Source organism: Enterobacter sp. ECC_219_Taxon_10, from assembly GCF_058354905.1.
Window position 1 is genome coordinate 2,087,825 of sequence record NZ_CM178005.1, and the last position, 21,002, is coordinate 2,108,826.

20 protein-coding genes, 2 tRNA genes and 1 pseudogene are annotated in these 21,002 nt (G+C 55.0%); 13 read left to right on the forward strand and 10 right to left on the reverse strand.

What is annotated here, in order from left to right; all coding sequences use genetic code 11:
• Positions 1–1,371 carry a pyridoxal-phosphate dependent enzyme gene (locus AC4ICF_RS09990; protein WP_439209891.1) on the reverse strand — a complete coding sequence of 457 codons (1,371 nt, stop codon included), beginning with the start codon at positions 1,369–1,371 and terminating at the stop codon, positions 1–3.
• A 400-nt stretch (positions 1,372–1,771) separates the two neighbouring features.
• Between AC4ICF_RS09990 and AC4ICF_RS09995 the strand changes: the two genes are divergently transcribed.
• From AC4ICF_RS09995 to fumD, 4 genes are all read left to right on the forward strand, one after another.
• The gene (locus AC4ICF_RS09995) at positions 1,772–2,794 is read left to right on the forward strand and encodes a methionine ABC transporter ATP-binding protein (protein WP_316378968.1); all 1,023 of its coding nucleotides are present in this window, start codon (positions 1,772–1,774) and stop codon (positions 2,792–2,794) included.
• A complete protein-coding gene (locus tag AC4ICF_RS10000) occupies positions 2,787–3,455 on the forward strand; it encodes a methionine ABC transporter permease (RefSeq protein WP_028017271.1) in 669 nt (222 codons plus the stop codon). The genes AC4ICF_RS09995 and AC4ICF_RS10000 overlap by 8 nt, the downstream gene beginning before the upstream one ends.
• Positions 3,456–3,603: 148 nt before the next feature.
• Positions 3,604–4,416: a MetQ/NlpA family ABC transporter substrate-binding protein gene (locus AC4ICF_RS10005; RefSeq protein ID WP_028012875.1), complete on the forward strand. Its 813-nt coding sequence runs from the start codon at positions 3,604–3,606 to the stop codon at positions 4,414–4,416.
• Between the two features lie 110 nt (positions 4,417–4,526).
• Entirely contained in the window at positions 4,527–4,736 is a 210-nt protein-coding gene (fumD, locus tag AC4ICF_RS10010) for a fumarate hydratase FumD (RefSeq protein ID WP_008500615.1), read from the forward strand.
• Here fumD and AC4ICF_RS10015 read toward each other — a convergent pair.
• From AC4ICF_RS10015 to AC4ICF_RS10030, 4 genes are read right to left on the reverse strand one after another with little or no spacing between them, the layout of a single operon-like run.
• Complete coding sequence (locus tag AC4ICF_RS10015; RefSeq protein WP_316378969.1) at positions 4,717–5,403, reverse strand: amino acid ABC transporter permease; 687 nt, start codon at positions 5,401–5,403, stop codon at positions 4,717–4,719. The genes fumD and AC4ICF_RS10015 overlap by 20 nt on opposite strands.
• Positions 5,387–6,133, reverse strand: a complete 747-nt coding sequence (locus AC4ICF_RS10020; RefSeq protein ID WP_316378970.1) for an amino acid ABC transporter permease — start codon at positions 6,131–6,133, stop codon at positions 5,387–5,389. The genes AC4ICF_RS10015 and AC4ICF_RS10020 overlap by 17 nt, the downstream gene beginning before the upstream one ends.
• A complete protein-coding gene (locus AC4ICF_RS10025; protein ID WP_316378971.1) occupies positions 6,133–6,948 on the reverse strand; it encodes an amino acid ABC transporter ATP-binding protein in 816 nt (271 codons plus the stop codon). Before AC4ICF_RS10025 ends, AC4ICF_RS10020 begins: the two co-directional genes overlap by 1 nt.
• A 1-nt stretch (position 6,949) precedes the next feature.
• A complete protein-coding gene (locus tag AC4ICF_RS10030) occupies positions 6,950–7,780 on the reverse strand; it encodes an ABC transporter substrate-binding protein (protein ID WP_316379300.1) in 831 nt (276 codons plus the stop codon).
• 245 nt (positions 7,781–8,025) lie between these two features.
• Here AC4ICF_RS10030 and AC4ICF_RS10035 point away from each other — a divergent pair, with 245 nt between their 5' ends.
• The 5 genes from AC4ICF_RS10035 (at position 8,026) to AC4ICF_RS10055 (ending at position 12,319) form a co-directional block, all read left to right on the forward strand.
• Positions 8,026–8,193, forward strand: a complete 168-nt coding sequence (locus AC4ICF_RS10035; protein WP_013096943.1) for a hypothetical protein — start codon at positions 8,026–8,028, stop codon at positions 8,191–8,193.
• A gap of 197 nt (positions 8,194–8,390) precedes the next feature.
• The gene (locus AC4ICF_RS10040; protein WP_316378972.1) at positions 8,391–9,743 is read left to right on the forward strand and encodes a DUF1996 domain-containing protein; all 1,353 of its coding nucleotides are present in this window, start codon (positions 8,391–8,393) and stop codon (positions 9,741–9,743) included.
• Positions 9,744–9,834: 91 nt separating this feature from the next.
• Positions 9,835–11,145, forward strand: coding sequence for a sensor histidine kinase (locus tag AC4ICF_RS10045; RefSeq protein WP_316378973.1), 1,311 nt, complete (start codon positions 9,835–9,837; stop codon positions 11,143–11,145).
• Complete coding sequence (locus tag AC4ICF_RS10050; protein WP_163329016.1) at positions 11,138–11,749, forward strand: response regulator transcription factor; 612 nt, start codon at positions 11,138–11,140, stop codon at positions 11,747–11,749. Before AC4ICF_RS10045 ends, AC4ICF_RS10050 begins: the two co-directional genes overlap by 8 nt.
• 90 nt (positions 11,750–11,839) lie before the next feature.
• Positions 11,840–12,319, forward strand: a complete 480-nt coding sequence (locus AC4ICF_RS10055; protein WP_302218762.1) for a GlcG/HbpS family heme-binding protein — start codon at positions 11,840–11,842, stop codon at positions 12,317–12,319.
• A gap of 34 nt (positions 12,320–12,353) precedes the next feature.
• On the opposite strand, the gene AC4ICF_RS10060 is transcribed toward AC4ICF_RS10055, so the two are convergent.
• Complete coding sequence (locus AC4ICF_RS10060) at positions 12,354–12,494, reverse strand: hypothetical protein (protein ID WP_061098445.1); 141 nt, start codon at positions 12,492–12,494, stop codon at positions 12,354–12,356.
• A gap of 125 nt (positions 12,495–12,619) precedes the next feature.
• Here AC4ICF_RS10060 and AC4ICF_RS10065 point away from each other — a divergent pair, with 125 nt between their 5' ends.
• The 4 genes and pseudogenes from AC4ICF_RS10065 to AC4ICF_RS10080 all read left to right on the forward strand — a co-directional run.
• A complete protein-coding gene (locus tag AC4ICF_RS10065; RefSeq protein ID WP_316378974.1) occupies positions 12,620–13,402 on the forward strand; it encodes an MBL fold metallo-hydrolase in 783 nt (260 codons plus the stop codon).
• Positions 13,403–13,474: 72 nt separating this feature from the next.
• A complete protein-coding gene (locus AC4ICF_RS10070) occupies positions 13,475–14,110 on the forward strand; it encodes a carbonic anhydrase (RefSeq protein WP_316378975.1) in 636 nt (211 codons plus the stop codon).
• Between the two features lie 551 nt (positions 14,111–14,661).
• Positions 14,662–17,139: a glycosyl hydrolase family 18 protein gene (locus AC4ICF_RS10075; protein ID WP_316378976.1), complete on the forward strand. Its 2,478-nt coding sequence runs from the start codon at positions 14,662–14,664 to the stop codon at positions 17,137–17,139.
• 177 nt (positions 17,140–17,316) lie between these two features.
• Positions 17,317–17,448 (forward strand): annotated as a pseudogene (locus AC4ICF_RS10080) (hypothetical protein); the annotation flags it as partial.
• Here the strand turns inward: AC4ICF_RS10080 and AC4ICF_RS10085 are convergent.
• The 4 genes from AC4ICF_RS10085 to mdtK all read right to left on the reverse strand — a co-directional run bounded on the left by AC4ICF_RS10085 (position 17,428) and on the right by mdtK (position 20,826).
• Positions 17,428–19,023, reverse strand: a complete 1,596-nt coding sequence (locus tag AC4ICF_RS10085; RefSeq protein ID WP_316378977.1) for an FAD-NAD(P)-binding protein — start codon at positions 19,021–19,023, stop codon at positions 17,428–17,430. The pseudogene AC4ICF_RS10080 and the gene AC4ICF_RS10085 overlap by 21 nt on opposite strands.
• 118 nt (positions 19,024–19,141) lie before the next feature.
• Positions 19,142–19,218, reverse strand: a tRNA-Val gene (locus tag AC4ICF_RS10090).
• 4 nt (positions 19,219–19,222) lie between these two features.
• Positions 19,223–19,299: transfer RNA gene (locus AC4ICF_RS10095), tRNA-Val, on the reverse strand.
• A gap of 153 nt (positions 19,300–19,452) precedes the next feature.
• On the reverse strand, positions 19,453–20,826 hold the full coding sequence (gene mdtK / locus AC4ICF_RS10100; RefSeq protein WP_316378978.1) for an MdtK family multidrug efflux MATE transporter: 1,374 nt from the start codon (positions 20,824–20,826) through the stop codon (positions 19,453–19,455).
• Positions 20,827–21,002 lie beyond the last annotated feature (176 nt).

Sequence of the window (21,002 nt, forward strand, 5' to 3'; positions counted from 1 at the left end):
TTATTGCTGAAGACGGTTGCGCCAGGCGGTCAGAACGTCGCTGCGCGTAATCAGACCGAGAAAACGGTCGTTGTCATTAATCACGGCCACCAGGCCGCGGTCGAAGATGGCGTGCAGGGCGCTTTCCGGGGCGTGTTTATCAAGAAACTCCACCTGACGCGTCATGGCTGCCGTCACCGGAAGCGCGAAGCGGTCTCCATCGCCACCGATATGCCGCAGCAGATCCCACTCGTCGATAATGCCCACCACCTTGCCGTCCTCAAGGACCGGCAGCTGGGAGATGTCATACAGGCGCATGCGTGCCAGTACGGTGGAAAGCGTGTCGTCCGGAGCGGCGGTGACGGTGGCGCCTTCATCGTGTCGCAGGGCGATGTAATCGGAGAGATCGCCCGCCTGAGGGCGCGTGAAAAGCCCCTGCTGACGCATCCACTCGTCGTTGAACATCTTCGAGAGATACTTATTGCCGCTGTCACAGGCGAAGGTCACCACGCGTTTCGGCGCGTTTTGTGCCTGGCAGTATTTCAGCGCGGCCGCAAGCAGCGTGCCGCTGGAGGAGCCCGCCAGAATGCCTTCCGTTTTCAGCAGATCGCGCGCGGTGGTGAAGGCTTCGCGGTCGGTGATGCGCCAGGCGCGATTCACCCCTTCGATGTGAGCCAGCGGAGGAATAAAGTCCTCGCCAATGCCCTCAACCAGCCAGGAGCCCGCGTCGTGGTAGCGTCCGGTTTCCACCTGGTCGGCGAGAACCGACCCGGCGGGGTCTGCCAGGACAAACTCCGTGTGTGGAGAGTGCTCGGCAAACCACGCCTGCAGGCCGCCGAGCGTCCCGCCTGAGCCGACGCCGACCACGATGGCGTCGATCCTGCCGTCAAGCTGCTCAAACAGCTCCGGTGCCGTGGTGGTGCGGTGCGCAAGCGGGTTGGCTTCGTTATTGAACTGGTCGATGTAAAACGCGCCGGGCAGCTCGTTAGCCAGACGCCGGGCGTAATCCTGGTAATAGGCGGGGTGGCCCTTGTTGACGTCGGATCGGGTCAGCACCACCTGGGCACCCAGCGCGCGCAGGTGGAAAATCTTCTCGCGGCTCATTTTGTCCGGCACCACCAGGATCAGCGAGTAGCCTTTCTGGGCGGCGATCAGCGCCAGGCCCAGACCGGTATTCCCCGCCGTTGCCTCAATAATCGTGCCGCCCGGCTGCAGCTGACCGGTGCGCTCCGCTTCGTTAATCATCGACAGCGCAACGCGATCCTTGATAGAGCCGCCCGGATTCTGGTTTTCCAGCTTCAGGTACAGCGAGCAGGGACCGGTATCAAGCTTATGCAATTGGATAAGCGGGGTACGACCAATCAGTTCAGTGACCGAGTGATAAATCGTCATGATGTTTTCCTTTCTGGATGTCATGACGGGATGATAGGGCGGTGAAATTTTCGCAATAAAGAACCATTCACTGCCGTTTAGAACGGTATGGAATATAAATGCCGTTTTTGGATGGCAGGACAGCAAGACGTAAAGTTGTCTGGAAGTGAGGATGGCTATATCCGCATAAAATGCTGCGAAAATGACCGTTTTTTTAGCCAGTCAGCCAGCGGATATGCGTCTGGCAGATAATCATTGCTGAAATTGGTCTAAATGCTTTCGACCCTCTAAATCCGCTGTTTATTACCTCAGGTTATAACACATGCTTTTTTGTTCATTTAAAAGCTGATAACGCCTGTTTACTATCTTTTGGACATCCATACTGCTAAACCGCCAAGGGCGGATCGGATAACGAATAAGAATGATCGTACTCAGGAATATTTCGAAGGTTTTCGACAACGGAAAGGTCGCGCTGACTGCCGTTGATAACGTCAATTTGACGATAGAGCAGGGACAGATTTACGGCATTATCGGCTACAGCGGCGCCGGGAAAAGCACGCTGATTCGTCTGCTGAACGGTCTGGAAAAACCCAGCGCCGGAAGCGTCACAATTAACGGGCAGGATATCTCTGCGGCAAAAGGTGAAGCGCTGCGTCAGGCGCGTCTGAAAATCAGCATGGTGTTCCAGCACTTCAACCTGCTGTGGTCGCGCACGGTGAGCGAGAACATCGCTTTCTCGATGCAAATCGCCGGTGTGCCAAAAGCCCGGATTAAGGCGCGCGTGGCCGAGTTGGTGGATCTGGTTGGCCTGAAGGGGCGTGAGCATGCGTATCCGTCGCAGCTGAGCGGCGGGCAAAAGCAGCGCGTGGGTATTGCGCGTGCTTTGGCTAACAACCCTGATGTGCTGCTCTGCGATGAAGCCACGTCCGCGCTCGACCCGCAGACCACCGATCAGATCCTCGATCTGCTGCTGGACATTAACCGTCGCTTCAAACTCACCATCGTGTTGATCACGCACGAGATGCACGTGGTGCGCAAAATCTGCGACCGCGTGGCGGTGATGGAGAACGGTAAAGTCGTGGAGGAGGGCGACGTGCTGAGCGTCTTTACCCATCCGCAGCAGCCGATTACGCAGCAGTTTGTCCGCCAGGTGAGCCAGTACGCTGAGGAAGAAACCTTCAATACCGAACTGGCAAACGATCTGGAAGGCACGGTCATCAGGCTGACCTTTACCGGGCACAGCACCCATAAGCCGATCGTGGGTGAACTAACCCTGCGCTACGGCCTGCCGTTTAACATCCTGCACGGGAAAATGACCCAAACCGCCCACGGCGTGTTTGGCCAGCTCTGGGTGCACGTGGTGGCATCCGACGAACAACTGAACAATATCCTCGCCGACCTGCAGCACAGCGATATTGAAGGCGAGGTGATTAAACATGGCTGAGAATCTCTTTCCGCATCTCAAGTGGGATCAACTCTGGGCGGCAACGCTGGAGACGCTTTACATGACCGCGCTTTCCGGCGTAGCGACTTTTGTGCTGGGCATCGTGCTGGGCCTGGCGCTGTTTTTAACCGCGCGCGGCGGGCTGTTCCACAACCGCACGGTTTACAGCGTGATTTCGATTGTGGTGAACGTGTTCCGCTCTATTCCGTTCATCATTTTGATTGTCCTGCTGATCCCTTTCACCAAGACTATCGTCGGCACCATTCTTGGCGCCAACGCGGCGCTGCCAGCGCTGATTGTGGGCGCCGCACCGTTCTACGCACGCCTGGTGGAGATCGCCCTGCGTGAAGTGGATAAAGGCGTTATAGAAGCAACGCGCTCGATGGGCGCACGACTGAGCACGTTAGTGTTTCGGGTTTTACTGCCGGAATCATCACCTGCACTGGTTTCAGGTATTACGGTGACGCTGATTGCGCTGGTGAGCTACAGCGCGATGGCGGGGGTGATTGGCGCCGGCGGTTTGGGAAATCTGGCTTATCTGGAAGGATTCCAGCGCAACCATGGTGACGTCACGCTGGTGGCAACGGTGACCATTTTAATCATCGTTTTCATTATCCAGTTCTGCGGCGATGTCATTACATCACTGTTAGATAAACGCTAATACCCGTCATATTTCGAGCCTCAGGCGCGTTGGCTGCATTCGTTCACCCCAGTCACTTACTGTATGTAAGCTCCTGGGGATTCGCTCACTTGCCGCCTTCCTGTGACTCGAACTATTTAGGGTAACAACAACACACAGGAACCACATCATGAAAAAGACACTGACGCTGATTGCCGCCGCAACCCTGAGCGCCCTGAGCTTCGCCTCCTGGGCCGACACCCTGACCGTGGGCGCGTCCAACACGCCGCACGCCGAAATTCTGGAGCAGGCCAAGCCAATTCTGGCGAAGCAGGGTATCGACCTGGAGATCAAACCGTTCCAGGACTACATTCTGCCCAACACCGCGCTGGCGGGACATGACATTGACGCCAACTATTTCCAGCATATTCCTTACCTGAACAGCGTGCTGAAAGATCACGCGGGCGATAAAGACTATGACTTTGTCAGTGCGGGCGCGATCCACATTGAGCCCATCGGCATCTACTCCAAAAAATACAAATCGCTGAAGGACCTGCCGGAAGGCGGCAAGATCATCATGCGTGATGCGGTTTCCGAAGAAGGCCGTATTCTCTCTATCTTCGAAAAAGAGGGCGTGATCAAGCTGAAGCCGGGCATCGATAAAGTGACCGCGCGCATCAGCGATATCGTCGAGAACCCGAAAAAGCTGAAGTTCACGCCAAACGTTGAAGCCTCTCTGCTGCCGCAGATGTACAACAACGACGAAGGCGACGCGGTGGTGATTAATGCCAACTACGCGATTGACGCCGGTCTGGACCCGGTTCATGACCCGATTGCGGTCGAGAGCGGTGAAAACAACCCGTACGCCAACATCATTACCGTGCATCGCGGCGACGAGAAGAAGAAAGACATTGTCGCGCTGGTGAACGTGCTGCACTCCAAAGAGATTCAGGACTGGATCCGCACCAAATACAAAGGCGCGGTCATTCCCGTAAACAACTAATTACCTGATTTTCAAGATGAAGCCCGGCGAGTCTCTCGCCGGGCTTCTTTTTTGTATCCGGCAGGAGAATCATTTAAGCTCAACGTTTAACAGGCAATGGAGTGATGACGATGGGTAACGTGACCAAAGATGAAGCGCTGTACCAGGAGATGTGCCGGGTGGTCGGGAAGGTGGTGCTTGAGATGCGTGATTTAGGGCAGGAGCCAAAGCATATTGTCATTGCCGGAGTCCTGCGAACCGCGCTGGCGAACCAGCGCGTTAAACGCAGTGAATTGACAACCGAAGCGATGGAAACGGTGGTTAAAGCGCTGGCCGGGTAAGGTGCCAGCGTTTCGCAAGCTGCTCGAGCGAGCAGCAGAGCAGGTAGTAGACCACGCCCGTAAAGATAAAAATGGCCGCCGGGTAGATTTGCACCCGGTTGTTGACCTGGCCCGCTACAGTCGTCAGTTCCGGGACGTTCACGATAAACGCCAGCGACGTATCCTTCAGCAGACTGATAAATATCCCCACCAGAGACGGCAGAATATTGCGCATCACCTGCGGGAGCAGCACGCGCCACAGGGTTTGCCGGGTGCTGAACCCCTGGGTCAGTGCCGCTTCATATTGCCCGGCGGGCAACGCGTTTAGCCCGGCGAGAACCGAATGCATGACCGATGCCGCCGTGAACCAGGCCAGCGCCAGCGTGACGGTAAGCGCCCCCGGCAGATCGCCGCCGGTCATCAGCGGCAGCAGATACCACATCCAGAAAATCACAAAGATGAGCGGAATACCGCGTATCAACTCTGCCCATAAAAACAGCGCCTTACGCCCAGGTCCGGGATAGCGCCACGCGGCGCACGCCAGCGCAATACCGCCGGGCAAAGCAAGTATGGCGGCACCCGCGGCCATCAGCAGCGAGAGCAACACGCCTCCGGGCTCACCTGCAGCGGCACGTCCCCACAGCAGATAATCCAGGTTATCAGCAATCACGTTAAATCCGGCAATCATGCTGAGCCCTCCCTGCGCGGGGGCCGAGTCGCGTCAGTAGCATACCCATCACAACGCCGGTAAGCAGATACAGTGCGGTTCCCACGGTAAAGGCCTCCAGCGCGTGCGCGTTGTAGCTTTCGATCTGCCGGACCTGACAGGTGAGTTCGGCAAAGCCAATTCCGCTGGCGAGGGAGGAGAGCTTCATCAGGTTGAGATACTGACCAACGACAGGCTGCCAGGCGTTCGCTAGTCCTTGCGGCAGCAGAATGTAGCGAAATAACCGCCAGGCAGAAAACCCCTGCGCCAGCGCCGCTTCCCGCTGTCCGCCGGGGACGGAACGCAGCCCGGACTCAATCTCCTCAATTAAAAACGCTGAGGTGAATACACCCAGCCCCCAGGCAGAACATAAAAATTCAGGGGTGAACCACCAGACGCCACCGGGCAGAATCGACCAGGCGTGATCGGCATTCACGACGTCCCTAAGCCCGAGCGGCAGGCCGTTCCAGGCGGCGAAGTACCAGAACAGGAGCTGCACCAGCAGCGGCGTGTTGCGAAACAGCGAGACCCAGCCGCTGACGACGGCATGACCAAACCGTCCTGCGGAGAGGCGAAGAAGCAGAAACAACAGCGCTAGCAGGGTGGCAAGCGCCACTCCCGCAAGTGTGACCCACAGCGTGGTGAGAAAACCGGATAAAATCCACTGCAGGGGCTGCCCGGTCAGCACGCCCTGCCAGTTGAACGCGTGCATTACAGCGGCTCCTGGTGAAGCGGGTCGAGCACTTTTTGCAGGAACCGCCGCGCGCGCGGATGTGACGGCTGGCTGAAAAACTGTGCCGGCGGAGCGGTTTCCAGAATTTGTCCGCCGTCGATAAAGACGATCCGGTCAGCAATCTCCCGGGCAAACTGCATCTCGTGGGTCACCACAATCATGGTGATCCCGCTGTGGGCGAGGGCCTTCATCACGTACAGCACTTCGCCAATCATCTCCGGATCCAGCGCGGAGGTGGGCTCATCGAACAAAATGATTTGCGGCGACGAGGCCAACGCGCGAGCAATCGCCACGCGCTGCTGCTGGCCGCCGGAGAGCTGCGCGGGAAAGTGGTGGGCTTTTTCAAGCATGCCGACTTTTTCCAGCAGTGTCAGGGCGCGCGCCTGGGCAGGCTGCGGCTTCCAGCCGTGCACGTGCTCCAGTGCCAGGGTAATGTTCTGGCTGGCGGTGAGGTGGGCGTAAAGATTGAACTGCTGGAAAACAAAACCGACGCGGCTGCGTAACTGGCGCAGGGCCGCAGCGGCAAGTCGGGCGGTGGGTTTGTTATCAATCAGAATGTCACCTTCACTGAGGGTCTCAAGCTGGTTGATAAGACGGATCAACGTCGATTTCCCTGAGCCGGATGGACCGAGGATTGCCACCACTTCACCCGGAGAGATGCTGAGGTTAATGCCTTTTAATACCTCGTGGTCGCCGTAACGTTTAACGACGTCACGAAACTCGACGCTGGCGTGTTCCAGATGTGAAAAATCCGCGGCGCCGGCCGCGGAGTGTGAAAATAAACCTGAGAGCATATTACTGAGCTTCTATTTTAAAGGCGCGAGGCTGTGGAGCGGGGGTGTTTGGGCCAAACCAGACATCGTAGATTTTTGCCGCCTGACCGTTCTTCTCAAGATTAACCAGCTCGTCGTTGACGGCCTTCAGCAGCTCAGCTTCGCCTTTTTTCACCCCAACGCCAATCTCTTCCTTGCTGAGCAGATCGGAGAGGATTTTAAAGTTCGCTTTATCCGGGGCCTGTGCCAGCAGGCCTGCAAGAATAGTGCTGTCCTGGGTGATGGCCTGCACGTTGCCGTTGCGCAGCGCCGTCAGCGCCAGAGGAATATCATCATAAGAAAGCACGCGAGACTGCGGGAAACGCTGGTGCAGCGCCTGCTCACCCGTTGTCCCTTTCACCGCACCAATGCGGGCCCGGCTGTATTCATCCAGCTTATCGGATGATTTGGCGGGAACCAGGAACTGTTGTCCGGTCACGAAATAGGGGGTGGAGAAATCAATCACCTGCGCGCGTTCCGGGGTGATGGTGATATCCGCCACAATCAGATCCGCTTTACCGGACTGAAGCAGTGGGATTCGGTTCGCCGGATTGGTGGCAACCAGTTCAAGCTTCACGCCGAGCGATTTTGCCAGCGCTTTAGCGAAGTCCACGTCATAACCCACGATCTCGTGCGTTTTGACATCAATAGAGCCAAACGGCGGGTTGGCGTCAAACGTGGCCACTTTCACCACCCCTGCGGCCTTAATATCCGCCAGCCGATCGGCCTGTGCCTGTGCTGAAAGCAGGCTCCCGGCTGCCAGTAATCCCAGAACCAGTGTCCGTTTGGTAAACCCTTTCATGTTTGCTGCCATAGTCATTCGCCATCCTGTTGTTTTTGTTTTACCCCGCTACGCTCCCATAAGCGAAAGCTATCGCCAAATAAGAAATCGTTCTTTGCTATGAGAAAAAAAGCATTAGTGAACAGGGTGTTATGAACAGGTAAATAAAAGGGAAGGCTATTTGCAGATACTGCACATGAACAGTCGATATTGGTATTTCCCCCGCGCCAAATTTGAGTGTTTAACTTAGATCAGGTGAAGCAAGAGGAGTAAAGACGATGAAAAAATGGATCAGCACGTTACGGCGGTTTTTTGCGACCCGACCCGCGAATGCGGAGAACAGCGCGCAGCGTGTTCTTGAGTCGATACTGCCTGTTGCCAGCCTGTATGGCGTGGACGTTGCCAACATCGACCCGGAGTGGTTCCATGATAAAACGTCACGCTGAACTGCGCCGCACGCGCGAAATGTACTGGAATGAGCTGTGCTTGCTGCATGTAAAGCAGGGATGAACGGAAAAATACGCGGGCAAATCCTCGGTAAACCATAGCCGTTTTGTTACCAATATCTCCTTTCTCAGAAGGAGATGATAATGAAACGGACAGTATTAACCCCGCACTTTCTGCCACCGCACTACTGATTGCCATGCAGGCGGCACACGCTGCGCCACAGGCGCATGTCGTCTGCGGTTACTCCCACACGCTCGGCGACGATGCCATTATGATGTACGGCATGCCCAACGAGGCCATGCTGCACGATTTTTTTGGCAACGCGCAAACGGATGCCTTTTCCAGCCGTGAATCGCTGCGTAGAGATGAAAAGACCACCTGCGATAACAAAGCAGACAGCTCGGCCTACTGGGCACCCTCTCTGAGATTGCCTGACGGAACGGTGGTTAAACCTGCCTATCAAAAAACCTATTATCAGGCATCGAACGTGGACGCCTGGCCGCTGCACCCATTCCCGGCGGGGCTGTCGCTGCTGGCGGGCGATCATCACGGCACCGCGCCGAATCCACATATCACCTTCCTGTGCGCTAACGGCAATGGCTACACCACCAAAACGGGTGAGGTCTGCGGCTTACGCAAGGCGAATGATGCCGTGCAGTTTAATATCGGCATTCAGTTTCCGAACTGTTGGGACGGGGTGAACCTGAAGCCCGCCCACGGTCTGGTCAACGCCACCTACGACACCAAAGGGCAGTGCCCGTCCGATTTCCCGGTGAAAATTCCCACCGTGAACATGAACATTGCGTACGTGCTCCCGACAATTAGCTCGCTCGATACCAGCAAAGCGCAGCTTTCCCTCGACCCCATCATGCACGGCGACGAGCGTGAAGAACGATGGGGAAGCCTGTATACGGCGCATGCTGACTTTATGAACGGCTGGACGGAAGACGCCGCGCGCTTTATGACCGACCTGTGCATGAATCGCGGGCTGGATTGTGGTACTACCGTTCCGTATGGTTATTCAAAAGCGAAGGCCAACGTCTGGCTCAGCAGCCTGGAGCCAGCGCTTTCCCAGCCCGATCCCCAGGCCCTGCTGGTGCAGGATAACTGGCAGAACGGCGGACGCACAAGAAACAGCGAAACGCTGTCGCTGGTGAAGTTCCATATTCCGCCGCTGCCTGCCGGACAGGATCCTGCGCAGTTTAAATACCGCGTGCGGATTTATGGCAGGAAAGTGGAAACCAACGGCGCGGATCAAATCTTCTTCTATCCGGCAAGCAACGACTGGGATCCGGCCAGCGTGAGCTGGCAGTCGCGGCCAGCCTGTAACTACCGTTCGGATGCGGTGCTTTACCTTAACCACTCCCGCGAATACCGGATGGTGGACGTGGATAAAGCGGTGCGCAAGGCGCTGGCAGAAGGGAAAACCGAGATTTCGTGGTACATCGGCGGCGATCGTCAGGGCAATCACTACCAGTTTGAGACGGCAGCATCCCCACAAAGCCTGATCCTCATGCTGACCGGCTTTAGCAAAACGCCGGAGATCTGATCGCGCCGCGTTTTTTTGTTCTCATCAACGTTAACTGGTAATGTCGATAGCCTGAATGACGGTGCCAGTTAACGCTATGAGCATAAAAAAAATGATAAAGCGCAGCATCGCGGTATGGGTGCTGGTCTGCCTGATAAGCGGCGTGCTGCTGTATGCGGAACAGATACGCCGCCAGTTCTGGGAGCGCGATCGCGAGTTTACGGCGCTGTATTCGGCGATCGGCGCCGTGCTGACGCAAAACGAGTCGGTGCTTCCGCTTCTGAATGGCGATGAAGACCTCGCCGCGTTGCGCAAAAAATTCCCCCACATTAAGGCCCTGGAAAAAACCACCGGTCGTGCGCTGGACGCCGCGCGCGTGGAGCCGTTTCGCGGGGTTCAGTACTGGCTTTACAACCCGTGGCGGCAGATCCGCGTCCTGATCGACTTAACCGCGCTGCTTGCGCCGGGCCATCGCTTTGCAGAGCTGCATCTGAACCTCTCGAATGATGATCAACCGGGGTCTACAGGCGCGTTCTGGCACTGGCAGCGCGCCTTCCCGCAGCATACACAACCCTTTATTCTTACTGCCGCGGCAGATCCGGACTGGTTCAGGGTCTCCTGGCTGGCGTATCCGCTGCTCTTTCTGACGTGGGGAATGGTGATTGCGGGCGCGGGAACCGTGCTCTGGCAGCGCAAACAGCGCCAGCAGGCCGAGCAGCGTGCACTTTATTATCAGCATGCCAGGCTTAACACGCTGGGGGAGATCACCGCGGGCATCGTCCATGAAATCAACCAGCCGCTTACCGCCGTGCAAACCTGGATCCAGGGGGCGCAGCGACAGCAGCAGAATAATCCGCAGGCCGTCTCGCAGGCGCTCGCGGCCGCGCTGCTGCAAACGCAGCGTATCAGCGCTTTGCTGACGCGGTTTCGCGAGCATGTGGTACAGGAGAAGGTGACCCTGCGCGAAACCGATCTGGTGCAGTGCTGGCAGCAGGTGGAGAATTTACTGGAGCACGAGCGTAAATCCCGGCGTATCGCGGTCATTCATGCGTTTGCTGCGGATGCCACGATCGTGATGGCGGACCGACTCTGGCTGGAACAGATCCTGCACAATCTGCTCAGCAATGCGATTCAGGCGCAGCAGGAGAGCACGCACGGCTGGGTGCGAATCGACAGTCAGAAAAATGAGAAGGGCATTCTGGTGACTCTGACCGACGGCGGGCCCGGGTTTAGCCCGGATGCTCTGCAGAACGCATTTATGCCATTCTTTAGCGGACGTACCGGCGGAATTGGGCTGGGAATGACCTTAACGGAGACGCTGATGACGCGCATGAACGGCTCGATCGCCCTGGGCAATGCCCCGCAGGGTGGGGCGCAGATCCGCTTGCAGCTGGCAGCAGGAAAGGAGATAAAGCATGGATAAGGTGGTCTGGCTCATTGATGACGACGAGTCCATCAGAGAATCCCTGGCGTTTTTACTGTCAGGGATGGGCTGGCAGGTTAAGGCCTTTGAGAGCGTCGAGGCCTTTACTAAGGCGCAGCGCGATGAATCGACGCTCGTCGGCTGTCTGCTTCTGGATATGCGCATGCCGGGCAAAGGCGGGCTGACGTGGCTGGAGGAGGGCGAATGGCCGTGGCCGCTGCTGCCGATCATTATCATGACCGGGCACGGAACGATTGACGCCTGCCGTCGCGCGTTTCGCAACGGCGTGTTTGAGTTTTTCACCAAACCGTTAGACGCCGATAAACTCATCGAAACGGTTGGGCTGGCCTTTGAGGAGAGCCAGCGACGATCTGCCGCCTGGCAGGATCTTTCGCAGATCAAAGCACGCTTTGAACAGCTAACTGCGCGGGAGCACGAGGTGCTGACTGTACTGATGGAAGGGTGCAGTAATAAAGAGGTGGCTGCACGTCTGAATCTTTCCCCGAGGACCGTGGAAGCGCACCGCGCAGCGGCGTTTGCCAAGCTCGGCGTTACTAGCCTGGTGCAGGCGAGCCGGGCGTACGACAAATTGCAATCCGTATAACTACCAGGTGGAGTGCGTAATCAACCGAATTACGTTTCATCGCGCCGTTAAGTAACCTCCGGGATGTCTAACAACACGCGAGGAAGTGCGATGAAAAAAGTCATGATGGTTGCGGCACTGGTCGCGGGTAGCGTAAGTCTGGCCGCGCAGGCCGAGACGTTGACCCAAAAAAATCTCTCTCTGACCCAGGCTAACGCGCTGGCAACATCCGCCATTCAGGCGTGCGCAGCGAAAAATTACCAGGTTGCGGTCACGGTGGTTGACCGTGCGGGCGTGGTAAAAGCGGTGCAGCGTATGGATAACGCCGGTCCTCACACGGTAAAAGCCAGCGAAATGAAAGCGTTTACGGCGCTTAGCGCAAAGAATGCGTCAGGCAAAATTATGGAAGCGGCGCAGAGCAATGCGGGCGCACAGAATATGCGTGATATTCCAGGCTTCCTGCTGCTGGCCGGCGGGCTGCCAGTGAAAGAGGGCGATGAGGTGATCGGGGCTATCGGCATCGGCGGTGCGCCGGGCGGTCATCTTGATGAAGCCTGCGCTCAGGCGGCCATTGACGGGTTGAAAAAGTAGTAAAAAAAGCACCGGTTTTCCGGTGCTTTTCTTATCAAATCTTGCAAGCATCACCGCAGTCGTCGTCAGCAACAACCGCCTGCGCTTTTTTATCCGCGTCGTCCAGACGTTCCGCGTTACGCTCTTCCGCTTCATCCAGTCCGTTAAAAACTAAGTTATCGAGATCAATTTCCATGTTGCACCTGCTCTGTTCGGGTTTTGATACTGGCACAGTATAGGGTAAAAAAAGCCGGCAATGTACCTCGCAGCACATAAGGATAATCCCTGCCATACTCAGTGCTTTATCACCGAGGAGCGCTCATGATTACACTCTGTAGAACCTGCGGTACTTCCTATGATGGAAAGCCGGAGAGATGTCCGATTTGCGAGGATGAACGCCAGTATGTCCCGGCCAGCGGTCAGGCGTGGATTGATTACGCGACGGTGACGGCCACACACGCGAACAAGTGGCAGCAGCTGGAGCCCGCGCTGTTCAGTATCAAAACGGTACCGTCCTTTGCTATTAACCAGCGAGCGCTGCTTCTGCGCACCCCCCACGGCAATATTCTGTGGGACTGCATTGCCAACCTCGATCCCGCAACCCAAACGCTCATCACCGCGCTCGGTGGCCTTCACGCCATTGCGATTTCGCACCCGCACTATTACACCACGATGCAGGCGTGGGCAGCGGCTTTCGATGCGCCGGTCTATCTCCACGCCAGCGATAAGGAGTGGGTGATGCGCGACAGCCCGGCGATTCATTTCTGGGATGGCGACGCGCTGGAGATTATGCCCTCGGTCACGCTGCTGCGCCTCGGCGGGCATTTTGCGGGCGGGACGGTGCTGCACTGGCAGGAAGGCGAGGGCGTTTTGCTGGCAGGGGATATTTTGCAGGTCACCCCGGGGAAAGATGCCGTGTCGTTTATGTGGAGCTACCCGAATATGCTTCCGCTGCCTGCCCGTACGGTTGAGGACGTTACCCGGCGCCTGGCGGGAAAACCGTTCGCTCGTCTTTACGGCGCGTTCGAAGGGCAGAACATCCAGGCCGGTGCCGACGACATTGTGCAGCGGTCGGGCCAGAAATATATTGCTTGTCTCAGGTAAAGTACGGTGGGTAAACTTTACGAGTGTGATCGCGATCATACCTAAACGAAAACAGATAAAAGAGAAATTGCTATGCAACATATCATTGAAGGTTTTCTCAGCTTTCAAAAAGAGATTTTCCCGCAACGTAAAGAGCTCTTTCGCAGTTTAGCGTCCAGCCAGAATCCCAAAGCGCTGTTTATCTCCTGCTCCGACAGCCGTCTGGTTCCTGAACTGGTCACCCAGCAAGAGCCGGGACAGCTCTTTGTCATTCGTAATGCTGGCAACATTGTCCCTCCGTTCGGGCCGGAGCCAGGCGGCGTCTCCGCAACTATCGAGTATGCGGTAGTGGCGCTGGGCGTGACCGACATCGTGATCTGCGGCCACTCCAACTGCGGCGCGATGAAGGCGATTGCCGATAACGCGAACCTGGAGCCAATGCCTGCTGTATCGCACTGGCTGCGCTATTCCGACGCGGCAAAAGCCGTGGTTGAGAAAAAAAGCTGGGATAAGCCGATCGATAAAGTGAATGCGATGGTGCAGGAGAACGTGTTTGCGCAGCTCAGCAACATCAAAACCCACCCGTCCGTCGCGGTGGGACTGCGTAATAACTCGCTTCGCCTTCACGGCTGGGTGTATGACATTGAAAGCGGCGATATCCGCGCGCTGGATAAAGCGACGAAAACCTTCGTTTCACTGTCTGAGAACCCGGACGTGTTCTTCGAGTAATCTCGCTTTGCAGGGCATGGAAGCCCTGTCAGTTTTCAACGTAAAGTAATCTCCGCCGTAAACCAGAAGCGGGTATTTCCGCTGCCTTCATCCGTAACATCCAGCTATTTACATCTCGTCGTTAAAAGGCAGAACGTTTGTTTTGCGCGGCATTTTTCTGCACGTATTAAAAAACCGTGAAACGGGAATGTACAGTGTTGCGAAATCATCGTCCGCACATTGCCTGTGTTAAAATAAAAAATTGAGATGTTTTACGAAACATTAATCAGGGTAAATTAATGGTCCTTAAATATAACTCGCCTAAATAATAGCAGTGTCAGGTGGTAAGGTGTTTTATTGTTTATTGGGTTGCGGGTTTTTATATTGAGCGTGCATATTTGTCTGAGGCGGATATAACTGATATCTATTAATATCTGGTCTGTCTTGCAGGCCGAATTCTTGGTTTTATTGCCTGCTGTGCTTTTATATTCCTCATTGCGTGAGATGCTTATAGAGTTGTGTTGCTAATCATTCTTCTATTAGCTTAATTTTTTGCGACAAGGAAAAAATAAATGAAACTCAGTGCAATGAGTAAAGCGATGCTTGCTGTTGGATTATTATGTTCTGCCGTGCCGGTATTTGCGCTTGAAGCATGGAACGGGCAGGAAGGTTCGGGGCCCTATGAAGTCATTTATGACAGCAACGTTTACACCAATGCATGGTGGGTCGCTAAAAGCGACTGCCCGGGGACCGAGTCTGACAGCAATCCCTGGAAGTATGAACGTGTTGCGACAAGTGCAGAAATGAGCCAGTACGGTAATCCTACGACTTGTGAGACCAGCGGCGGCGATGTGACCTACCCGGACTACAACAGCGCTAACAGTTATAACGCAAATGATGTCGTCACTTATAACGGTACAACCTGGAAAACCTCCACAGCTCAAAGCCCGTATGGTTTTGCTCCAGGTGAAGGTAACCCCTGGGCTCTTTATTCGGAGGTCCCGCAGTGGATTTCAACTACCACTTACAATAAAGGGGATAAGGTTCAGAAAGACGGTCAGGAATATGAAGCTCTGTTCTATACAGTCGGCGAGGATCCTTCTCTACCTGCCAACCAGAACCCGACAGGCACCAACGGACGCCCATGGAAACCGTTGAGTGCAGTTGTTGTGTATACCGAGGATCAGTTAAATAATGCACCTGTGTTTAGTGACAGCACACTTTACGCGAGTGGTACGTTAATTCGCTATAACGGGGAGAATTACGTTTCCCAGGCGAAAGTTCAGAAAGTAAGTCCTACTGATACAAACCCATGGAAAGTGTATATCGACTGGTCTGGAACCAAAGCGATGGTGGGTACACCTTCAGCGCCGTGGCCAGCCCATGTTTATGCACCATACGTCGATTTTACGCTGAACAGCATCCCGGATCTGGCAACTCTGGCGAAACAAGAGAATGTCACTCACTTCACCATGGCATTTGTGGTGAGTAAAGATGCTGACACCTGCCTGCCAACCTGGGGCACTGCGTATAATATTAACGATTATGCCCAGTACAGCAAAATCAAGGCACTGCGTGAGGCGGGCGGCGATGTAATGGTATCGATCGGTGGCGCCAACAACTCACCTTTGGCAGCCTCTTGCAAAAATGTATCCGACCTACAACAGCATTATTATGACATTGTTGAAAATCTGAACCTGAACGTTCTGGATTTCGATATTGAAGGGACGTGGGTTGCCGATCATGACTCCATCAATCGTCGCAACGAAGCTGTTAAAGCGGTGCAGGATCAGTGGAAGTCCGAAGGCCGCAGTGTAGGTATCTGGTACACTCTGCCTGTCCTGCCTACGGGGCTGACGTCAGACGGTCTGTATGTGCTGAACGATGCAAAAGCAAAGGGGGTAAACCTGGCAGGGGTGAACGTGATGGCGATGGATTATGGCAGTAGTATCTGCCAGTCCGACGGAACGGAAGGGCAAAATATCCATGGCGCATGCGCAACGTCAGCCATTGAAAACCTCTTCAGTCAATTGAAGCAGATCTTCACCGATAAATCAGACAAAGAAATTAATGCGATGATGGGCGTCACGCCAATGAACGGCTATAACGACGTTCAGGGTGAAGTGTTCTATATCTCCGATGCGAAGTTGGTGGAGGACGATGCTAAGGATCGCGATATAGGTATGATCGGTATGTGGTCGATGATGCGCGATCAGCCGGGTGTACCGGGGCAGGTCTCTCCGGAACACAGTGGTCTGACAGAGTCACAGGCACCGCAGTATGCTTTCAGCGAGGTGTTTGCACCGTTTACGCATAACGATACGGTACCCGTTGATACGGAGATCAAAGACGTCGCAGTGAATAAGGAAAGTTATGCTCCTTCACTTGAATGGTCTCAAAACACTGCCAGTGTGCAGGGGAAAAAATATAACGTTGTGTTGCAGCGAGACAATTTCCATGATGGTCAACCCTATTCAGGGGGAAGCTACGGGGCAGGCGTTGACCAAACTCCAATTGTTCAGACCGATCTTGGGAATGGCTATACAAAAATCAGCTTTAAAGGTAAAGATCTCCGTGAAGGACATCTCCTTAAAGTGATGGATGAAAGTAACAATGTTGTTTTAACCTATCAATTTACTGTTGAGGACTTTGCCACTGCAACGCCTGCAAACATCGACTGGGCAAAAACAGAAAGGGTAGGCTCGCAGTTTAAATATTCTGTTGGTATCCCCACCCAATATTATGCCTCGTATCAATATTTCAACCTCTACATAGATTCCCAGGATGCCACTGGAAAAGTGAGCACGACTTTCTGCGGTTCCTGGTTCCAGGGGAAATTTAAAGGAGGCAGCTCGAATAAGTGTTCGGGATGGGGCACATCCAACATGGATTACGTGGGTTATGTTTTGGGCGAGACTGCCTCTACGCTTCCTAAGGTGGGCGACAAATTCTTTATCGCTACAGCTGATGGAAATACAAAGGATGCCAAAATCTTCAATGTTCTAAACAGCCTGACGGTATCGGAAGGAATGCTTCAGTCAACAAAATAAAGGAACCATAATATCTGAAAAAAGCCGCAATAGTAATATTGCGGCTTTTAATAGCATGACAAATTTATCTTTCTACACGCTCAGCGGAGTAGGGCTGGGAGATTTTCATTACTGGTAGGTTTATCGATATGTTAACGAATCCCGGAAAACAAAGAATACGTCTGGGGAGACGGCAGTGAACTCGGCAAAATTCGTGTGCTGGATAAAGCAACGAAAACCTTCGTCTCGCTGTCTGAAAACCCGGACGTGTTCTTCGAGTCATCTTGCTTTGCAGGGCATGGAGCCCTGTCAGTTCTCCACATACGGTAACCGGCGTCGTCTCCCTGAGGCAGGTTTTTCAGCCGCCTTCGCCATCGCTTCTGCAATCTCCGCGCACTCCGCCAGTCCCTGAACGAAGGGACGATCGTGCATCAGCCAGGGTATCGCGCCGAAAGCGATGCGCCCGCGAACCGATTCAGGCGCTTGTAGCGTGTAATCCTCGCCGATATCGGGTATTTCTTCCCCCGTCGCTTCCAGCCGTTTGCGTATCGTCGGGAAGGGCAGATCTTTCGTTTTGAGCGGCTTTTGCCCGCGAGCGTCAATAAAAACGTCGAAACGATAAACGGTCTCTTGTGTGGTGATGACTGTCCGATCGCTGCCGGCATCAAGCGTGTAATCATCGCCGAGCGCTGCCACGCTAATGATGCCTGCCTCGCGAAGCGCGAGAAGCCTGCGAATAGACTGCGGCGGGATGGCGGCATAGTTGTCGATAAAGACGCGCGCCAGGCCCTGCTTAAAGCGTTTTCTGTCCTGCTCGCTGAGATGCGGAACGATCTCCTGAACGACCTCATGCAGCCGAAGTACGGTGTAGCGCCAGGCCACGGTACGGCGTTCACGTTTGTTCCGCTCAACCTCGCTGAGGTTCTCTTCCGCCCAGGTGAAGGGCCCGTGCCGTTTACGATCCTCAAACCACGCCTTACGAAGGCTGTCGGCATCCTGGTTACGCAGAGAAATTTTCTCGCACCACGCCGGGTCGGCGAGTTCAAGCTCTTTCACCATCAGGGCAAAGATGCGGTCAAGCAGGCCATCCCATCCTTTGGCTATCTCGCTTTCAACCACGAATTCGGTCAACACCGACAGCGGTTCATAAGGGATAGGGCAGTAAAAATCGGCTTCCGGCAGAATGCCCGTTCGGGACATCAGCGTAATGTTTAACCCTTCGCTGCCTTTCTCGAGGATGAATTCACCATCACGAAACTCACCGTGCTGCATCACCACCGCCATAGCCGCGTCCAGACCGCTCAACGAGGTTCCCATAATGCCCACGCGGCAAGGGGGAATGCTGGCGTCCATCAAACCGGACCACGGGCTTGGGAAGAACGTGCGCGTGGCTTCATCCTCTTCTGGCCAGACATGGCCGGTGGCGATAACCGCCAGGTCGAATTGATCGGGCAAGGTGCCGTCATTGACTGAAAGCGTTACGCCGGATGTCGAGGGGATGATGTCCGTTACCTTCGCGGATTCATGGACCGTAACCTGGAACCCCAGCTTTTGAGCCTCTTTTACAATTGAACGAAAGCTGTCGCGAAAATACTCTCCCAACAGGAGTCTGGGCAGGAACTGCCGATCATGCAGGCTGGCTTTATCAACCTTAAAGCGCGCCAGATGGGTGTCGCTCTGTTCCTTGAGCCAGTCGAGGTAGGTCATAAAAATGGGGGGAATTTCAATGCTCGCAATGTTCGCCAGCATCAGCCGGGAATTATCGTCGTCATTATAGGGCATGCCCACGCCGGCTTCATCTGCCTGTTCAAAGACTGACACGGAGAGCGGGGTGCTGTTATTCAGCAAATGATAAAAGGTGTAAATCCCTGTGGGGCCGGAGCCGATAATCGCGATATTCTTCATTGACGCGCTTCCTGTATTTTTTCCATAAGAAAAGCGTAGCAGGAGAATAATGATGGAAATAAGGGATTAAGAAAATTCAGGGTAACAAGAGAGGATTTGCACCATTTCAGGACTGAAATGGTGCGTCCGAGTGGACTCGAACCACCGACCCCCACCATGTCAAGGTGGTGCTCTAACCAACTGAGCTACGGACGCAGAATGGTGCGTTCAATTGGACTCGAACCAACGACCCCCACCATGTCAAGGTGGTGCTCTAACCAACTGAGCTATGAACGCAACGTGTTGTCGGTGACAACGGGGACGAATATTAGCGGCACAGCACCAAGGAGGCAAGAGGGAAAACGCATTTTTCTCTCTGATTTCACGCGATTGCTTCATTACCGCGCAAAGTGAAGAGAAAGTAGCCGCCGGGCGGCGGCTACTGCGTAGTTAACGTGCAGCGCGCTGCAAAATCATCGTTGACGGCTGGCGCTGCAGGAAGCGCATGCGCAGCATCATCATGATCGCCGCCGATGTGAGTCCGATGATAAAGCCCATCCAGAATCCGGCTGGCCCCATGCGATCAACGACCAGATCGGTCAGCGCCAACACGTAGCCAGCCGGCAGACCCAGCACCCAGTAGGCGATAAAGGTAATAAAGAAGATCGAACGCGTGTCTTTATATCCGCGCAATACGCCGCTGCCAATCACCTGGATGGAGTCAGAAATCTGATACACCGCAGCCAGCAGCATCAGGTGTGAGGCCAGCGTCACCACGTCCGGGTTGTCATTGTAGAGCAGGGCGATCTGCTCACGCAGTGCCACCGTGAACAGCGCCGTACAGATGGCCATACAGACGCCGACGCCCAGCCCGGTACGCGCGGCCGTTTGCGCATCCAGCGTCGAGCCCTGGCCCAGGCGGAAGCCAACGCGAATCGTCACCGCCGCCGCCAGCGACATCGGCAGGACGAACATCAGAGAGCTGAAGTTGAGGGCAATCTGGTGCCCGGCCACGTTAACAATCCCCAGCGGGGAGACCAGCAGGGCGACCACGGCAAAGAGCGTCACCTCAAAGAACAGGGCCAGCGCAATCGGCAAGCCTAGCTGTACCAGACGCGTCATGATGCTCCAGTCCGGCGTGCTGAAGCTCTTTGCGTTACGAATATCGCGCATTGAACGGGCGTGTTTCACATAGGCGATCATACTGAAGAACATAACCCAGTAAACGGCCGCCGTCGCCACGCCGCAGCCGACGCCGCCCAGCTCCGGCATGCCGAAATGCCCGTAAATAAAGACATAGTTCACCGGAATATTCACCAGCAGGCCGATAAAGCCCATCACCATGCCGGGCTTGGTTTTCGCCAGCCCTTCACACTGGTTACGTGCTACCTGGAAAAAGAGGTAACCAGGCGCTCCCCAGAGCAGGGCGCGCAGATAGCCCACGGCTTTGTCTGCCAGCGCCGGGTCAATATTGTGCATGGCACGAATGATATGGCCCGCGTTCCAGAGCACGACCATAATCAGCACGGAGACAAACCCTGCCAGCCAGAAACCTTGGCGGACCTGATGGGCAATACGCTCGCGACGACCCGAGCCATTGAGCTGAGCGATAACCGGCGTGAGCGCGAGCAGCAGACCGTGGCCGAACAGGATGGCCGGAAGCCAGATTGACGTACCGATGGCAACGGCCGCCATATCGGTGGCGCTGTAGCCGCCCGCCATTACCGTATCCACAAATCCCATTGCGGTCTGGGCCACCTGCGCGACGATCACTGGTATAGCCAGTGCCAATAGCTGGCGCGCTTCATTCATGTACTTCTGCACGTGAACACCTTTATTTTGTAGTTATATGAGAGACTAAAAAAGCCGCCGAAACGGGCAGCAAGAAGAAAATGCAGGGGGATGCCAGCTATTGTAGCGGGCTTTAGCTATTTATCTAGTGAAAAAATCGCCAGAAAATGCGCTCCGCTGGCAACCTCTTTTTCCAACTGTTATTGTGG

What these genes read in the sequence shown, in the direction of transcription:
- AC4ICF_RS10020 (WP_316378970.1), bottom strand. Translation starts at nt 6,133, where the DNA reads ATGCACGCGTTCAACTGGCAGGGCGTGCTGACCGGGCAGCCCCTGCAG.
- AC4ICF_RS10000 (WP_028017271.1), top strand. Translation starts at nt 2,787, where the DNA reads ATGGCTGAGAATCTCTTTCCGCATCTCAAGTGGGATCAACTCTGGGCG.
- AC4ICF_RS10075 (WP_316378976.1), top strand. Translation starts at nt 14,662, where the DNA reads ATGAAACTCAGTGCAATGAGTAAAGCGATGCTTGCTGTTGGATTATTA.
- AC4ICF_RS10030 (WP_316379300.1), bottom strand. Translation starts at nt 7,780, where the DNA reads ATGGCAGCAAACATGAAAGGGTTTACCAAACGGACACTGGTTCTGGGA.
- AC4ICF_RS10065 (WP_316378974.1), top strand. Translation starts at nt 12,620, where the DNA reads ATGATTACACTCTGTAGAACCTGCGGTACTTCCTATGATGGAAAGCCG.
- fumD (WP_008500615.1), top strand. Translation starts at nt 4,527, where the DNA reads ATGGGTAACGTGACCAAAGATGAAGCGCTGTACCAGGAGATGTGCCGG.
- AC4ICF_RS09995 (WP_316378968.1), top strand. Translation starts at nt 1,772, where the DNA reads ATGATCGTACTCAGGAATATTTCGAAGGTTTTCGACAACGGAAAGGTC.
- AC4ICF_RS10055 (WP_302218762.1), top strand. Translation starts at nt 11,840, where the DNA reads ATGAAAAAAGTCATGATGGTTGCGGCACTGGTCGCGGGTAGCGTAAGT.
- AC4ICF_RS10070 (WP_316378975.1), top strand. Translation starts at nt 13,475, where the DNA reads ATGCAACATATCATTGAAGGTTTTCTCAGCTTTCAAAAAGAGATTTTC.
- AC4ICF_RS10085 (WP_316378977.1), bottom strand. Translation starts at nt 19,023, where the DNA reads ATGAAGAATATCGCGATTATCGGCTCCGGCCCCACAGGGATTTACACC.
- AC4ICF_RS10015 (WP_316378969.1), bottom strand. Translation starts at nt 5,403, where the DNA reads ATGATTGCCGGATTTAACGTGATTGCTGATAACCTGGATTATCTGCTG.
- AC4ICF_RS10040 (WP_316378972.1), top strand. Translation starts at nt 8,391, where the DNA reads ATGCAGGCGGCACACGCTGCGCCACAGGCGCATGTCGTCTGCGGTTAC.
- AC4ICF_RS10005 (WP_028012875.1), top strand. Translation starts at nt 3,604, where the DNA reads ATGAAAAAGACACTGACGCTGATTGCCGCCGCAACCCTGAGCGCCCTG.
- AC4ICF_RS10025 (WP_316378971.1), bottom strand. Translation starts at nt 6,948, where the DNA reads ATGCTCTCAGGTTTATTTTCACACTCCGCGGCCGGCGCCGCGGATTTT.
- AC4ICF_RS09990 (WP_439209891.1), bottom strand. Translation starts at nt 1,371, where the DNA reads ATGACGATTTATCACTCGGTCACTGAACTGATTGGTCGTACCCCGCTT.
- AC4ICF_RS10045 (WP_316378973.1), top strand. Translation starts at nt 9,835, where the DNA reads ATGATAAAGCGCAGCATCGCGGTATGGGTGCTGGTCTGCCTGATAAGC.
- AC4ICF_RS10060 (WP_061098445.1), bottom strand. Translation starts at nt 12,494, where the DNA reads ATGGAAATTGATCTCGATAACTTAGTTTTTAACGGACTGGATGAAGCG.
- AC4ICF_RS10050 (WP_163329016.1), top strand. Translation starts at nt 11,138, where the DNA reads ATGGATAAGGTGGTCTGGCTCATTGATGACGACGAGTCCATCAGAGAA.
- AC4ICF_RS10035 (WP_013096943.1), top strand. Translation starts at nt 8,026, where the DNA reads ATGAAAAAATGGATCAGCACGTTACGGCGGTTTTTTGCGACCCGACCC.